General features: G+C 47.9%; 14 protein-coding genes. 11 read left to right on the forward strand and 3 right to left on the reverse strand.

Annotated features, from left to right (window positions below; translation table 11 throughout):
- The first annotated feature begins 2 nt into the window (after positions 1-2).
- Complete coding sequence (locus AC3WU2_RS23600; RefSeq protein ID WP_492457443.1) at positions 3-1,604, forward strand: DUF6382 domain-containing protein; 1,602 nt, start codon at positions 3-5, stop codon at positions 1,602-1,604.
- Here the strand turns inward: AC3WU2_RS23600 and AC3WU2_RS23605 are convergent.
- On the reverse strand, positions 1,601-2,509 hold the full coding sequence (locus AC3WU2_RS23605; protein WP_492457444.1) for a TIGR01777 family oxidoreductase: 909 nt from the start codon (positions 2,507-2,509) through the stop codon (positions 1,601-1,603). The two genes, AC3WU2_RS23600 and AC3WU2_RS23605, sit on opposite strands and share 4 nt — an antisense overlap.
- 24 nt (positions 2,510-2,533) lie before the next feature.
- Entirely contained in the window at positions 2,534-3,007 is a 474-nt protein-coding gene (locus AC3WU2_RS23610) for a DUF2621 domain-containing protein (protein WP_018756407.1), read from the reverse strand.
- Positions 3,008-3,149: 142 nt separating this feature from the next.
- Between AC3WU2_RS23610 and AC3WU2_RS23615 the strand changes: the two genes are divergently transcribed.
- From AC3WU2_RS23615 to ppnP, 4 genes are all read left to right on the forward strand, one after another.
- Positions 3,150-4,271: a deoxyribonuclease IV gene (locus AC3WU2_RS23615; protein WP_492457445.1), complete on the forward strand. Its 1,122-nt coding sequence runs from the start codon at positions 3,150-3,152 to the stop codon at positions 4,269-4,271.
- A gap of 17 nt (positions 4,272-4,288) precedes the next feature.
- Positions 4,289-5,149 carry a formyltetrahydrofolate deformylase gene (gene purU, locus AC3WU2_RS23620; protein ID WP_379350802.1) on the forward strand — a complete coding sequence of 287 codons (861 nt, stop codon included), beginning with the start codon at positions 4,289-4,291 and terminating at the stop codon, positions 5,147-5,149.
- Between the two features lie 194 nt (positions 5,150-5,343).
- Positions 5,344-7,359: a transketolase gene (gene tkt / locus AC3WU2_RS23625; RefSeq protein WP_492457446.1), complete on the forward strand. Its 2,016-nt coding sequence runs from the start codon at positions 5,344-5,346 to the stop codon at positions 7,357-7,359.
- A 38-nt stretch (positions 7,360-7,397) separates the two neighbouring features.
- Entirely contained in the window at positions 7,398-7,715 is a 318-nt protein-coding gene (gene ppnP, locus AC3WU2_RS23630) for a pyrimidine/purine nucleoside phosphorylase (protein ID WP_492457518.1), read from the forward strand.
- A gap of 94 nt (positions 7,716-7,809) precedes the next feature.
- On the opposite strand, the gene AC3WU2_RS23635 is transcribed toward ppnP, so the two are convergent.
- The gene (locus AC3WU2_RS23635) at positions 7,810-8,697 is read right to left on the reverse strand and encodes an NAD(P)-dependent oxidoreductase (protein WP_492457447.1); all 888 of its coding nucleotides are present in this window, start codon (positions 8,695-8,697) and stop codon (positions 7,810-7,812) included.
- Positions 8,698-8,934: 237 nt separating this feature from the next.
- Between AC3WU2_RS23635 and AC3WU2_RS23640 the strand changes: the two genes are divergently transcribed.
- The 6 genes from AC3WU2_RS23640 (at position 8,935) to AC3WU2_RS23665 (ending at position 14,548) form a co-directional block, all read left to right on the forward strand.
- Positions 8,935-10,290 (forward strand): glucose-6-phosphate isomerase, encoded by a 1,356-nt coding sequence (locus tag AC3WU2_RS23640; RefSeq protein WP_492457448.1) that lies wholly within the window; start codon positions 8,935-8,937, stop codon positions 10,288-10,290.
- A gap of 109 nt (positions 10,291-10,399) precedes the next feature.
- Positions 10,400-11,032: a YigZ family protein gene (locus tag AC3WU2_RS23645; protein ID WP_492457449.1), complete on the forward strand. Its 633-nt coding sequence runs from the start codon at positions 10,400-10,402 to the stop codon at positions 11,030-11,032.
- An 11-nt stretch (positions 11,033-11,043) separates the two neighbouring features.
- Positions 11,044-11,643 (forward strand): TetR/AcrR family transcriptional regulator, encoded by a 600-nt coding sequence (locus AC3WU2_RS23650; protein WP_492457450.1) that lies wholly within the window; start codon positions 11,044-11,046, stop codon positions 11,641-11,643.
- A gap of 228 nt (positions 11,644-11,871) precedes the next feature.
- A complete protein-coding gene (cysT, locus tag AC3WU2_RS23655; RefSeq protein ID WP_492457451.1) occupies positions 11,872-12,687 on the forward strand; it encodes a sulfate ABC transporter permease subunit CysT in 816 nt (271 codons plus the stop codon).
- The gene (locus AC3WU2_RS23660) at positions 12,684-13,481 is read left to right on the forward strand and encodes a sulfate ABC transporter permease subunit (RefSeq protein WP_492457452.1); all 798 of its coding nucleotides are present in this window, start codon (positions 12,684-12,686) and stop codon (positions 13,479-13,481) included. The genes cysT and AC3WU2_RS23660 overlap by 4 nt, the downstream gene beginning before the upstream one ends.
- Before the next feature lie 2 nt (positions 13,482-13,483).
- Positions 13,484-14,548: a sulfate/molybdate ABC transporter ATP-binding protein gene (locus tag AC3WU2_RS23665; protein ID WP_492457453.1), complete on the forward strand. Its 1,065-nt coding sequence runs from the start codon at positions 13,484-13,486 to the stop codon at positions 14,546-14,548.
- The last annotated feature ends 37 nt before the right edge of the window (positions 14,549-14,585 follow it).

The following is a 14,585-nucleotide window of genomic DNA, read 5'->3' on the forward strand; positions in this document are numbered from 1 at the left end:
GGATGTTAGACTTTGGAGTTCGATTTATTCAAGATGGTTCGACCTGGATGATCCTGGACAAAGCGGAGGGGCTAAAGGCCAGTGATATGGCGCGACTCGAAGTGAAAATGATCCAGTCATCGACGATCCCGCAATTCGTTCCACTGAACATGCATGAGCTGGATCTTCAGATCCAATTGCGATACAACATCTCTGGCAAAAGAATGCTGTCGCAATGTCTTCGCAGCGAGAAGCTGTCGCTTACGACGTACTATACGATTCTCATGCAGCTCGTAACGATACTAGACGATAGTCGGCGGTATATGCTGCGTCCGGAACAATACATCCTTCATGCCGATTATATGTTCGTCGAAGGATCGTTGGATATGGGCTCGTTATGGTTGTGTTATGTTCCAACGCAAGGTGCGGTCCAGACAGATTCGTTACAGCATCGATTAGGCAGTATGTTGACTTTGTTCATGGCCTCAGTGACTGAATTAACCGGGAAGGGGATTCAACAGCTGATTCATTATTGTCATGAAGATCACTTTAGTCTCCAAGGATTAAAGACGCTTCTATTGCAGCTGCTGGCAAATGAGGATGGAGGGATAGATTTACCGAGGACTAGACAAGACAATAAATCGCATGCTCAACGGACCCCTGCTCTTCCACCGGATGAATTCGTTCCTGTTAGAGAACCGGTTCAACCCAAAGGAAACACTGTGCAGAAATCGAGTGTGGACACTTACAATCAAGCGATCATTTCTGATGATCAAGCACGAGAGCAAGCATTAGGTTCAGCCACCCAACCGACTTCATCGAAACATACGATTTATATGATTGGCGGAACTCTTCTGATTATCGTAGTGCTATGGAAGTTTCTTTATTCGGCCTATGCGTCTGTACAGGGAATGTTCTATCTCACCGTTGGGATCACGGTTCTTATTGGGGACGTCGCCTTTCTTGCTTGGAGAGGGTATCGGCCTTCATGGCTGGTCAAGGGTCGGACTCCTCTCGAAGTAGAGGCAGGAATGAGAAGCAGCAGTGAGTTACATGCGAAGTCGCCACGGTGGAATGAGCCAGATCATGATGCGTCAGGGCTATTGTTTCAAGCACCTGCATTTACGGCGGATCGATTGACTAGCGGACTGCGAACTGCAGAGCAGGAAGCGAGGTCGCTCATGGGTTGGCAGCCAGAGGATAATCGATTCGATTCAACAAGTACCGCCACTCCAGCAGTGAACCGGGGTATCCATCAAGAAGCAACCGTGATGTTAAATGGCGGACAGACTGAAGTGTTGGTCGCATCTGTCGCGCTGCAGCATCCCGTCTTAGAGCGGAGTATTGCGGGTGGCGGTGAGAAGGAACGTATTGCTGTGAACCAGACTCACTTTATTATTGGACGAAGCGGGGATGTTGCCCATTATCTCGATACATCGACAGGGGTATCACGCTCCCATGCCGAGATTATTCGTACAGAGGAAGGGTATCAGTTAAAAGATCTCGGATCCAAAAACGGCACCCGGCTCCTCGAGGAAGCTATGGTGCCGTATACGCCTTATCCGCTGAAGGATGGGGATCGATTCATGATTGCAAAGTCTGAATATGTGTTTCGTTTAACTTAATAGGATTTATCATTCATCAATGCAGTGAGTGCTGTATCTAACGTGGGATACCTAAATTCGAATCCCTGCTGAATGGCTGCATTCGGCAGCACTTGCTGACCTTCAAGCAAGAGAATGGAGAGCTCTCCGAATAAGGTCTTGAAGAGGATCGAAGGAACAGGAAACCAATGCGGCCGATGATAGACCTTACCGAGAATGCGTCCGAATTCATCATTGCGCACAGGCCTCGGTGCTGTTGCATTGACAGGCCCTTTCACCGTCTCATGACGGATGCAGAAGTCGATTAATCGCACCATATCTTCGAGATGAATCCACGAGAACCATTGCCGACCGCTGCCTACACGGCCGCCTGCGCCGAGCAAATAAGGCAGCTTCATAAGCGGGTAAGCCCCGCCATGATTCCCCAGTACTAATCCGACACGCAGCTTCACGAGACGATCAACAGGAATGGCATCTGCGGCCTGTTCCCATTGTTCTACCACTTCGGCCAGGAAATCGGTTGTATGGTGAGGACTCGTCTCGTCGAAGCACTCCACTTCGGATGTGCCATGAATAGAAATTCCAGAAGCATTCACGACGACCAATGGCTTAGGATCGAGTGATCGGACTAGCTTGGCGACTCGTGCGGCAGCCTGCAAGCGAGACTGTAAGATCCGATCCTTCGCGCTTGCAGTCCAGCGTTGGTTGATCGATTCACCCGTGAGATTCACGATCGCTCCCGTCCCGGAGATAAGCTGAGGATCTGTTTCGAGCTGTTCCCATGTGACATAACGAACGCGTGGGTTGGCTTTATCCCCATCAGGTATCCGTCTCGTAACAATAATGACTTCATCCTTTTGGTTCAGCCAGAAGGACGTTAATGCCGTTCCAATGAATCCCGTTCCCCCGCAAATGGCAATTTTCATCGTCTTACCACACCCCATCCATTCTCATTTGTTCAATAGATGCTTATATGGTTGATAGTCGATTTGATGTTTCTCTAGGAAAGAAATTAAGCTGCGATAGTCGCGCTTCGGTGTTGCTTCAATATATCCTTGGATGCAATGATCGCGTGTCACTTCGGAAGCGCCGCTCTCGACAGCAATCTGACCAATCTTCGCTGCAATGGTATGCTTCGCAATATCGCGAAATGCCTTCGGTACAGGCGATACCAGCAGTTCGAGGAATGTCTTGGACTCTTCCGTCCAGAGATGGCGGCTCGCATCGACCCAGTGATTTTGCCAATCTAATTTTGATTTCCCATCTTGCTTCGGGAGGACCTTAAAGAATTTGCGGAACATGAAAAATCCGCCGATCGACATAAAGAAAATAAGCACAAATGTCCAGAGTGCGATAAATCGCATATAGCCCGTACCTGGCATATTGTCTGCTGCAGCGAAAAATATTGTAGATTGAACCACCATTGTCACCCCATAGTTATGTAAATGCACTGCATTGCCCCGAAATAGAGCAATATTGGATATTAAGAATTATAACGTATTTCTAGCTTTATGACGATATTCAAGGTAAAATAAGGGTTGATTATTTGGAAAAGGAGCATGAATTATGTTGAAAATCGGATCACACGTTTCATTTTCGGACAAAGGCTTGCTAACGGCAGCTAAAGAAGCGATTTCATACGGCTCAAATACATTCATGATATATACAGGCGCACCGCAGAATACACGCCGCAAAGCGATCGATTCGCTATATATTGCTGAAGGCAGAGATGTCATGGGGCAGCACGGCATTGATGAGATTGTCGTGCATGCGCCTTATATTATTAACCTCGGTTCCTACAAGCCAGACACGTTCGAGCTTGCTGTGAACTTCTTGCAGGAAGAAATTCGTCGTACGCAAGCGATTGGCGTTCGCAACATCGTCCTCCATCCTGGTGCATACACCGAGAAGGATCCGGAGTACGGCATTAACCGTATTGCAGAAGGACTAAATGAAGTGCTTCGCGGAACGAAAGAGCTGGATGTGAACATTGCCCTTGAGACGATGGCTGGTAAAGGTACCGAAATCGGACGCAGCTTCGAGGAAATTGCATCGATCATCGAGAAGGTTGAAGACAATCATCGCTTGACGGTTTGTATGGATACATGCCATATTCACGATGCGGGTTACGATATCGTCAATGATCTAGACGGCGTACTTACGAAATTTGACCAAGTTGTTGGTCTTGATCGCATTGCCGTTGTGCATATGAATGATAGTAAGAATCCGACAGGCGCAGGGAAAGATAGACATGCTCCTGTCGGTGCTGGATGGATTGGTCACGAAGCGATGAAGCGTGTCATTACGCATGAAGGACTTGCTGGAAGACCATTTATCTTGGAGACGCCTTGGATCGGTAAAGACGACAAGAAGCAACGTCCGATGTATGAAGCGGAAATTGCACTTCTTCGCGGTGACGCTGGAGAGCGCTTTGGACAAGCTTATCTAGCGGATGTAGAGCGACTACACGCTTTCTTCGATCAACAAGAAGTAGATTCGCGTCAGTTTATATTGTCGGTTTGGACGACGTTGAAGAATGATGCCAAAGCGAAGAAGGCAGATCCTCGCGAGCCGATGGATCGTCTCTATGACATGATCGCGGAGGCGAATGTATTCCCTGAGCTGAGTGAAGAAGCAATCAACCAGCGGATTATGGGATGGTTTGCGGGTAAACAACTTATTAAATAGAAACAGAGGGTAGAGAGATGGACAAACAGAATCGAGCAAGAATGCTTATTTCATGCCCGGATCAGGCTGGAATTGTAGCAACGGTATCACATTTTCTTTTTGATCATGGCGCGAATATCGTACAATCGGATCAATACACGATGGACCCTGAAGGCGGTATGTTCTTCATGCGCATCGAATTTGATCTACAACAGCTTAGCGATTTATTGCCGAAGCTGAAACAAGATTTCGCAGAGGTTGCGAGCAAGTTCCAGATGAAGTGGGGAATTCATGAAGTAAGCAAGCGTAAGAGCCTTGCTATTTTCGTATCCAAGGAAGATCACTGCCTTGTGGAATTGCTCTGGCAATGGCAAGCAGGGGATTTGGATGCAGATATCGCCATGGTCGTCAGCAATCATGATGATATGCGCGAATATGTGGAGCAGTTCGGTATTCCGTACCACCACATTCCAGTGACGAAGGACAATAAAGCGGAGGCAGAACGTCAACAGCTTGCTGTCGTAGACGGTAAAGTCGACGTTATTATTCTTGCGAGATATATGCAGATCATCTCACCGAAGTTTATAGAGCATTACCGGAACCGAATTATTAACATCCATCACTCGTTCTTACCTGCGTTTGTTGGCGGTAAGCCTTATGCGCAAGCCTATACACGCGGCGTTAAAATTATCGGCGCAACGGCTCACTACGTGACGGAAGAGCTTGACGGAGGCCCAATCATTGAGCAGGACGTGCAGCGTGTAAGCCATAGTGATGATGTGGACGACCTGAAGCGCATTGGGCGCACGATTGAACGTGTTGTTCTTGCACGTGCCGTTCATTGGCACATTGAAGACCGCGTCTTGGTACATCAAAATAAAACGGTTGTTTTCAACTAGATTGATTCCATGGAATCCCCTCAATGATGAGGGGATTTTTTTCAAAAAGTGGATATGATAAAAAGGGCCAATGGGGAGATTTTCCTTGTGTAGAAATTGAGGATTGGAATGTAGTGGGGTTACGTGTTACAATAGTAGCAATGTAATATACTCAATTTGATATTATTAAAAGTAATGAATGGAGGAATCACAACATGACAGCGAGCAACAAGTCTGTAGAACAGTTATCCATCGATACAATTCGTACATTAGCGATCGATGCGATCGAGAAAGCCAATTCAGGTCACCCAGGTATGCCAATGGGTGCAGCACCAATGGGGTATGAATTATTCGCGAAAGTGATGAACCATAACCCGGAGAACCCAACTTGGATCAACCGCGACCGTTTCGTTCTATCTGCAGGACACGGTTCCATGCTATTGTACAGCTTGCTTCACTTGAGCGGCTATGATCTTCCTCTCGAAGAAATCAAAAATTTCCGTCAATGGGGAAGTTTGACACCAGGACATCCAGAGTATGGCCACACGGCAGGAGTTGACGCAACGACTGGACCTCTGGGTCAAGGGATTGCGATGGCTGTAGGTATGGCGCTTGCTGAGACGCAACTTGGCGCAACATATAACAAAGATAAATTCAAAGTTGTGGACCACTTCACATTCGCTATCTGTGGAGACGGTGATTTGATGGAAGGCGTATCGCATGAAGCAGCTTCCCTTGCAGGTCACTTGAAGCTCGGTAAATTAGTCGTTCTGTACGATTCCAATGATATTTCACTAGATGGTAAACTAGGATTGTCGAACTCCGAACAAGCTCAAATGCGTTTCGAGGCTTATGGCTGGCAAGTGCTTCGCGTTGAAGACGGTAACGATCTGGCAGCGCTTGAAGCGGCAATCCAAGCTGCGCAGCAAGAGCTTAACAAACCGACGTTGATCGAAGTGAAAACCGTGATTGGTTACGGCAGCCCGAACAAACAAGGTAAAGGCGGCCACGGCGGTACGCACGGATCCCCACTTGGTGCTGACGAGACCAAATTAACGAAAGAATTCTACGGCTGGTCTTCCGAAGAGCCATTCTTCGTATCGCAAGAAGTACGCGCTCACTTCCAAGAAGTGAAAAATCGCGGAATTGCAGCGAACAAAGCATGGAATGAGCAATTCGAAGCATACAAAGCAGCTTACCCTGAACTTGCAAAGCAATTCGAGCAAGCGGTTAATGGCGAGCTTCCTGAAGGTTGGGATAGCGACCTTCCGAAATATACAGCAGCAGACAAAGCATTATCGACACGTGTTGCTTCCGGTAATGCATTGAACGGTCTTGCACCGAACGTGCCGAACTTGATGGGCGGTTCTGCAGACCTAGAGAGCTCCACGATGACACATCTGAAAGGGATCGACGTCTACAATGCAGAGAACTATGCAGGACGTAATATCTACTTTGGTGTTCGTGAGTTCGGGATGGCGACAGCAATTAACGGTATGATGCTGCACGGCGGTGTTCGCGTATACGGCGGTACATTCTTCGTATTTACAGATTACCTGCGTCCGGCTGTTCGTCTGTCCGCATTGATGGGACTTCCAGTGGTGTATGTCTTGACGCATGATTCCATTGCCGTAGGTGAAGATGGTCCTACGCATGAGCCGATCGAACAATTGGCATCGCTTCGCATTATCCCGAACTTGACGGTTCTTCGTCCGGCTGACGGTAACGAGACATCGGCAGCATGGGCTTATGCGATTGAGAACCGTAAGAATCCAGTAGCGCTCGTGTTGACGCGTCAGAACTTGCCAATCTTGGAGACTACGGCTGATTTGTCCCGTGAAGGCATCAAGAAAGGTGCTTATGTGGTATCTGAAGCGAATGGTACGCCGCAAGCTCAAATCATCGCAACAGGTTCTGAGGTTCAACTGGCTGTCGCAGCACAAAAAGCATTGGCTGAAGAAGGCATTCAAGTACGTGTCATCAGTATGCCAAGCTGGGATCTATTCGACAAACAATCCAAAGAGTATAAGGATTCCGTTATCTTGCCAGGCGTTAAAGCACGTCTTGCGATCGAGATGGCACATCCAATGGGCTGGGAGAAGTATGTCGGCGATCAAGGCGATATCCTAGGCATCTCCACATTCGGCGCTTCCGCTCCTGGCGATCGCGTGATCAAAGAATACGGCTTTACGGTTGAGAACGTTGTTAGCAAAGTAAAAGCATTGTTATAATTTGCGGTCCTGGGGAAGGGATGAGAGACATGGCGGAGATTCAACAATTCGATAATGTAACAGCAGTCAAAAAAGCAAATATTTATTTCGATGGTAAGGTGACAAGCCGTACCGTATTGTTCGCAGACGGAACGAAGAAGACGCTTGGCATTATGCTGCCAGGGGATTACGAGTTCGGTACGGATTGTGTTGAAATTATGGAAATCCTTGCAGGAGATCTGAAAGTTCAACTACCTGGCAGCGGAGAGTGGATTCACATTCAAGGCGAAGGCGAGTTTACTGTTCCGGCGAACGCGAAATTCAAGCTGCAAATTGCTTCCGTTACGGACTATTGCTGCTCTTACATCACAGAATAACCACCGACATGTTTCATTAAATATGGAAAGGGTGGCTCGTCAGTCCATAGCAGGACCTTTGACGAGCCACCCTTTTCCCAATATGAAATATTCGTTAGTCACCGATTCGTTTGCCGATCCATTGCTCATACGCTTTGGCTACGGCGCTTAAGTCTTCCTCACCGAAGCCTTGGGTTTGTCCCATTTGGAGCATGCTTTTCGCGGCTTCAAGCATCGGTGTCGGAAGCTGCATCTCATCCGTCAGCTGCGAAGATAGCTTCATATCTTTGAGCATGAGATTGAGCGAGAATTGGTTGCTGAAGTCATGTTCAATGATCTTGCGTCCCTTGAGCTCTGCCGCTTTACTGCCGGCGGAACCGGATTGAATGAGCTCCATGAAGTTATACATAGGCAGATTCGCTTTGGCTGCGATGGAGAAGCCTTCAATGAGGGCAACGTTGTTAATGCCGACAATGGTATTGTGTGCGAGTTTGGCAATCGAACCGCTGCCGTTCTCACCCATGTATAGGAATTTCGTGCCTAGTGCTTCGAATACATCCATATGCTGCTGCATGACGGATTCTTCTCCGCCGATCATGAAGAGGAGGGTTCCGTTTACCGCGCCAGGCTTGCTGCCTGTTACCGGTGCATCCAGGAAGCTTACGCCTTGCGCAGCGAGATCCTTCGATAGACGCTTCACGAGTGCAGGGGATAACGTGCTGCAATCGATAATCGTCAGATTGGTATGGAGGCCTGCGAAGATCCCATTTTCGCCGTAATAGACCTCTTCCGTTGCTTGATCGTTGCTGATGATGGAAATGAGTACATCTGATGCTTGCGCAGCTTCTGCTGGCGTATTTGCGACAGTTGCGCCGAGCGCACGTGATTCTTCTGTTTTGGATGCTGTACGATTATATACCGTTACGGCAAAACCTTTACTGAGTAGATTAGCGACCATCGGGGCACCCATTGTCCCGAGTCCAATAAAACCGATGTTTTTCATCAGGCTCACCTCGTCCTTACACATTGTAGTCAATAGCTTAGATCATTTTACCACATTAGCATTTATAAAGTTTCGATGGATACGAGTTTTGTCTACATTGGATAAAAGTTTGCAAGAAGTGCATCGTCTGAACTTGTATTATTGGCGGAAATCCAGTATCCTAATGCTAACCGATAATGTGACGGTTTAAAGGACGAAAGTTTAGAGAGAAAAAAAGAATGGCTAGGAGGAAATACCATGAGTAGAAAAATCCAGTTTGATTACAGCAAAGCAGCAACATTCGTAGGGCAGCATGAAGTCGATTATTTCGCAGAACCGATTCGTCTTGCTCATGAACAGCTACATAATAAGTCCGGCGTAGGTTCCGACTTTTTAGGTTGGATCGACTTGCCATTTAACTATGATAAAGAAGAATTCGCGCGCATTAAGAAATCCGCAGAGCAAATTCAATCGAATTCCGAAGTGCTGGTTGTGATCGGTATCGGTGGATCTTACCTCGGAGCACGCGCGGCGATCGAAATGTTGTCGCACTCGTTCTACAATATGCTTCCAAAAGAAGAGCGCAAAACACCTGAGATTTACTTTGCAGGGAACAACATCAGCTCGAACTATGTGAATCATTTGATTCAATTGATCGGGGACCGTGACTTCTCCGTGAACGTCATCTCGAAATCCGGTACAACGACAGAGCCAGCGATTGCATTCCGTGTATTCCGTGCATTGCTCGAGAAGAAATACGGCAAAGAGGGCGCTCGCAAACGCATCTACGCAACAACGGACCAAGAAAAAGGTGCGCTTAAGAAGCTATCGAACGAAGAAGGCTATGAGACATTCGTCATTCCGGATGATGTAGGCGGACGTTACTCGGTATTAACACCTGTTGGCTTGCTTCCAATTGCCGTGGCAGGCATCAACATCGACGAAATGATGCAAGGTGCTGCCGATGCAGCCAAAGAATATAACAACCCGAACGTAGCAGAGAACCAAGCTTACCAATACGCTGCTGTTCGTAACGCATTGTACCGCAAAGGCAAAGCGATCGAAATCCTCGTGAACTACGAGCCGGCGCTTCACTTCGTATCCGAGTGGTGGAAGCAATTGTATGGCGAGAGCGAAGGGAAAGACTACAAAGGGATCTATCCAGCATCCGTTGATTTCTCTACAGACCTTCACTCGATGGGACAATTCATTCAAGAAGGCTCCCGTAACTTATTCGAGACGATCATCCAAGTGGAAGAAGTGCCTTCGCACATTACAATTGAGAGCGATCCTGACGATTTGGACGGCTTGAACTTCCTAACAGGCAAGACGATGGATTTCGTGAACAAAAAAGCCTTCCAAGGCACGATGCTCGCGCACACGGACGGTCAAGTACCGAACTTGATCGTGACAATTCCGGATATGACGCCAGCTGCCTTCGGATCGCTCGTGTATTTCTTTGAAATTGCTTGTGGTATCAGCGGCTACTTGTCCGGGGTCAATCCATTTGACCAACCGGGTGTAGAAGCCTATAAGAAGAACATGTTCGCACTTCTTGGTAAGCCAGGATATGAAAAGGAAAAAGCGGAGCTCGAGTCGAGACTATCCGAATAATCTGTAGCCAGGCAGCAACCAGATAAACAACATGTCAAGAAGCAGTTCACCGCGGGCGTTACCGATAAGGTGGACTGCTTTCTTAGCAATAAGCAGAGGATGATCAGTCATGTTAGATCGTTATAAGACGGTTAGGGCGTTTGGCAGTAAGGAGATCGTCATTAAGAAGTCACGGTTCATCGGTTACGGCAGACCTGTAGCAACAGAAGATGAAGCGATTCGTTTTATTGATGAGATCAAGAAGTTGCACTGGAATGCCACGCATAACTGTTCCGCCTATATGATCGGTGAACGTGATGAAATTCAGAGACAATCCGATGATGGCGAACCGAGCGGTACAGCCGGGAAGCCGATTCTAGAAGTGATCAAGAATCAAGGTTTGAAAAATGTTGCAATCGTCGTGACGCGTTACTTCGGCGGTATCATGTTAGGTGCCGGCGGACTCGTCCGGGCATACACCGACGGCGCTGTCGCTGCCATTGAAGCAGCAGAGTCGATTACGAAGGTGTTGCATCAGGAAGTATTCGTGGAAGTGGAGTATACATGGCTCGGGAAGCTCGAGAATGAACTTCGAAACCGCGGCATGCGAATGGGCGAGACACAGTTCACAGATAAGGTTGTCTTACTGTGCCTGCCGGAAGCGAAGGATACGGATGCCTTCGTTGCTTGGATGACGGATTTAACGCAAGGTCAAGGATTGATAACGAATGGAGAACAGGTGTATTTCATCGAGGGAGAATAGGAGAAAAGGGTATGGCGAGAAGAGCAGTTGAGCAGGAGCTCACCCGGGAACGCATATTGGAAGTCGCTCGGCATTTATTCGTAACCAAAGGGTACCGTGCGATCTCGATGCGTAGTATCGGACAGCAACTTGGTTACAGCCATGGGTCATTATATTATCATTTTAAAGAAAAAGCCGAATTGTTCTATGCGCTCGTCGTGGAGGATTTCAATGCGCTGATCCGAGTCATGGAGCGTGTCTACACCCATGCGCCAGGAGAAGGTATTGCCAAGCTAGAGCATGTCATGCTCGAGTTAATCCGGTTCGGTCTTGATAAACCGCATCATTATGAGATTATGTTCCTAATGCGTGAAGAAGAAATGCTGGCTTATTGCAGAACGGAACAAGCTCGCAGTCTGGAATTGTTCTCTGTCATCGTTCGTCAAAGCATGGGACCCAAACTTCCCGAGACGCTGAAGCTTACGCTCCCATTAACATTATTTTTATCCGTTCATGGATTCATCTCGTATTATATTCAAGATCGCGTCTCATTTGACGAAGTAAAACCCGCGGCCTTATCCCACATTCAATCATTATTGAAAATCATTGAACCCCCTGTGATTCAGCAATAGCAGCCGATTACCCGATAAGGGTGGTCGGCTTTTTTCATGCAATCCTTCAGATGGCGCATTAGGCATTCACACATCATAAGGAAAACGAATAGAATGCATTAGAAAAGCTGATAAACGGATATGTTATTTAATCATTGACGTTATTCAGTAACAAATGGTAGAGTGTTCATAATACCAAGTAAATAAATAGGAATTATATGAACTTCGCTGCTTGAGGAGGATCTTCGCATGAATGGCATTTTGCGTCACAAAGGATGGAGCTGGGGATTTCGAAGTACAGTCATGCTGTATTTTATCGTATTAATTGCCCTGCCAATTATCGGTGTATACACCAAGTCATTCTCGCTCGGATGGAGCGCGTTCGCGGATAGCGTAAGTGATCCGCTTGCATGGAAGTCGATTCTGTTAACCTTGAAGCTGTCGCTGATTGCAACGGCGATCAATATACTCATCGGCACGATGATCGCGTGGGTACTAAATCGCTATAAATTTATTGGCCGTACCTTCTTGAACAGCCTCGTGGATCTGCCCTTCGCCTTACCCACCGCTGTAGGCGGATTAATGATATTACTGTTGCTTGGTCCGAACAGTTGGGTGGGCAATCTCGCCGCACAATTAGGTCTGCAGATCGTCTTCCATGAACCAGCCATTGTGATTGCGATGGTCTTCGTTACGTTTCCATTCGTCATTCGTGCGATTCAACCGCTGCTCGAAGAATTGGATAAATCAGAAGAAGAAGCTGCTTATTTATTGGGGGCTTCGAAGTTCCATGTGTTTCGTCGTGTCATTTTACCATCGATTCTCCCCGGTGTGTTAAGTGGAGCAATGCTTGCATTTTCGCGTGCGCTCGCAGAATTCGGTGCGGTCGTGCTTGTTGCAGGGAATATTCCCGGCAAAACGCTCATCGCTTCTGTATATATTTTTGGTGAAGTGGAGAGCGATAATCCGCAAGGCGCGGCAGCGGTGTCGATTCTGTTATTGTCGTTATCGTTCCTGATCTTATGGTTGATCAATTGGGTGCAGATGAGGAGGCATGCGAAGTGAGACGACTGCTAATTGCGCTGACCTATCTCGTATTTATCGTGCTATTACTTATTCCCCTCTTCAAAATAGGTACGGGTGCTTGGCAGGAAGGGCTTGATGGGCTTATTCATGCGATTACGCGCCCCGAAGCCGTTCATGCGCTCACGATGACAGGACTCATTGTCGTGGTCGTCACCCTACTGAATACGCTCTTTGGTGTCATGCTCGCGATGTATTTGGTTCGAGGTACTTGGATGGGTTCTCGGCTGAAGCAGCTCTTAAATAGCATTGTTGATTTACCTTTTGCTGTATCGCCGGTCATTGGAGGATTAATGATTGTGTTGATCCTCGGTCCGAGCACGACAATCGGGGCTTTCTTCGAATCAATCGGATTCAAAATCGTCTATGCATTCCCAGGAATGGTGCTCGCCACTTTATTCGTCACCTTCCCGCTCATGGTTCGTGAAGTGATGCCTGTCTTGCAGGAAATTGGTACGCAGCAGGAGGAGGCCGCTTCGACGCTTGGCGCCTATGGGTGGACGACTTTCTGGAGAGTGACATGGCCGCTCATTCGGTTCGGCGTGATCTATGGCGTTGTGCTGACGATTGCGCGTTCACTCGGGGAGTTCGGTGCGGTGCTCGTCGTATCCGGGAACGTGATGAATAAGACGCAGACAGCGACGACGCTCGTCTATCAGGATGTGGAGAATTTCAATGTGGTGTCCGCGAATGGCGTGGCACTGGTGCTAGCTGTATTTTCGGTGCTTTTGCTGTTATTTATGGAATGGGCCAAAAGAAGAAGGGGAGTGCATTAACGATGCATATTGAAGTGTCGGGGTTAAATAAACATTTTGGTCAATTTCATGCGGTGAAAGATGTGAGCTTCTCGATTGAGAAAGGACATCTGATCGGGCTGCTCGGCCCAAGCGGCGGCGGGAAAACCTCGATTTTGAGGATGCTGGCAGGACTTGAGAGTCCAGATTCGGGCGATATTCTTTTCCATGGACGCCGCGTCAATGATCTGCCTCCGCAGGAGCGTGGCATTGGGTTTGTTTTTCAGAACTATGCATTGTTCAAGCACATGACGGTCTATGACAATATTGCGTTCGGCCTGAAAATTAAGAAGCAATCGAAGCAGCAGATCAAGGCACGCGTGATGGAGCTCGTCGAATTGACAGGGTTGTCGGGATTCGAGCACCGTTATCCGCATCAGTTATCGGGTGGACAGCGGCAGCGTGTCGCGTTCGCGCGGGCACTCGCACCTGAGCCGCAATTGCTGCTCTTAGATGAGCCGTTCGCAGCGATTGATGCGAAAATACGTCAAGAGCTTCGCACTTGGCTAAGAGATCTGATTGAGCGTGTAGGTATTACTTCTATCTTCGTCACGCATGACCAAGATGAGGCGATTGAGGTTGCCGATGAGATTATGATTATTAGCCAGGGGCGGGTCGAGCAGAAGGGAACGCCTTGGGATATTTATAAGGCACCGCAGACACCGTTCGTTGCGAGCTTTATCGGCGAGTCTTCGATTGTAGACAATATATCAGAATTGAAAGGCTTTGAGGATGCTGCGCATTGGCCGAGTACAAGGGCGTTGATTCGCCCGGAATATATCGAGATTGGTAGTCGGCAGGAGTTCCCGATCGCTTCTGCGACGGAGCAGGGCCGCATTAAGCATATCCATTTCCGAGGCAGTGAATGGATGGTTGAAGTGGTCGTCGGTAAGCATACGTTAATTACGTATCGTTCCTTGGAGAAAGAAGTGCTCCATCCGGGGGATGAGATTCACGTGCTAATCCACAGGGCATATCTGTTCAATGATCATGACAGCTGGATGATGGAGAATCGGCTCAAGGTCGATCCAATGCCGGTCCATATCTAGATGCGACTTCAAATACAATCAAGAAAAGAGGAAATGT

It is taken from the genome of Paenibacillus sp. EB106-05-06-XG162, assembly GCF_058791655.1.

Coding starts and splice junctions, on each gene's coding strand:
- AC3WU2_RS23645 (WP_492457449.1), top strand. CDS start 10,400: ATGTTAGATCGTTATAAGACGGTTAGGGCGTTTGGCAGTAAGGAGATC.
- AC3WU2_RS23605 (WP_492457444.1), bottom strand. CDS start 2,509: ATGAAAATTGCCATTTGCGGGGGAACGGGATTCATTGGAACGGCATTA.
- cysT (WP_492457451.1), top strand. CDS start 11,872: ATGAATGGCATTTTGCGTCACAAAGGATGGAGCTGGGGATTTCGAAGT.
- AC3WU2_RS23600 (WP_492457443.1), top strand. CDS start 3: ATGTTAGACTTTGGAGTTCGATTTATTCAAGATGGTTCGACCTGGATG.
- AC3WU2_RS23640 (WP_492457448.1), top strand. CDS start 8,935: ATGAGTAGAAAAATCCAGTTTGATTACAGCAAAGCAGCAACATTCGTA.
- AC3WU2_RS23615 (WP_492457445.1), top strand. CDS start 3,150: ATGTTGAAAATCGGATCACACGTTTCATTTTCGGACAAAGGCTTGCTA.
- AC3WU2_RS23610 (WP_018756407.1), bottom strand. CDS start 3,007: ATGGTGGTTCAATCTACAATATTTTTCGCTGCAGCAGACAATATGCCA.
- AC3WU2_RS23635 (WP_492457447.1), bottom strand. CDS start 8,697: ATGAAAAACATCGGTTTTATTGGACTCGGGACAATGGGTGCCCCGATG.
- tkt (WP_492457446.1), top strand. CDS start 5,344: ATGACAGCGAGCAACAAGTCTGTAGAACAGTTATCCATCGATACAATT.
- purU (WP_379350802.1), top strand. CDS start 4,289: ATGGACAAACAGAATCGAGCAAGAATGCTTATTTCATGCCCGGATCAG.
- AC3WU2_RS23665 (WP_492457453.1), top strand. CDS start 13,484: ATGCATATTGAAGTGTCGGGGTTAAATAAACATTTTGGTCAATTTCAT.
- AC3WU2_RS23650 (WP_492457450.1), top strand. CDS start 11,044: ATGGCGAGAAGAGCAGTTGAGCAGGAGCTCACCCGGGAACGCATATTG.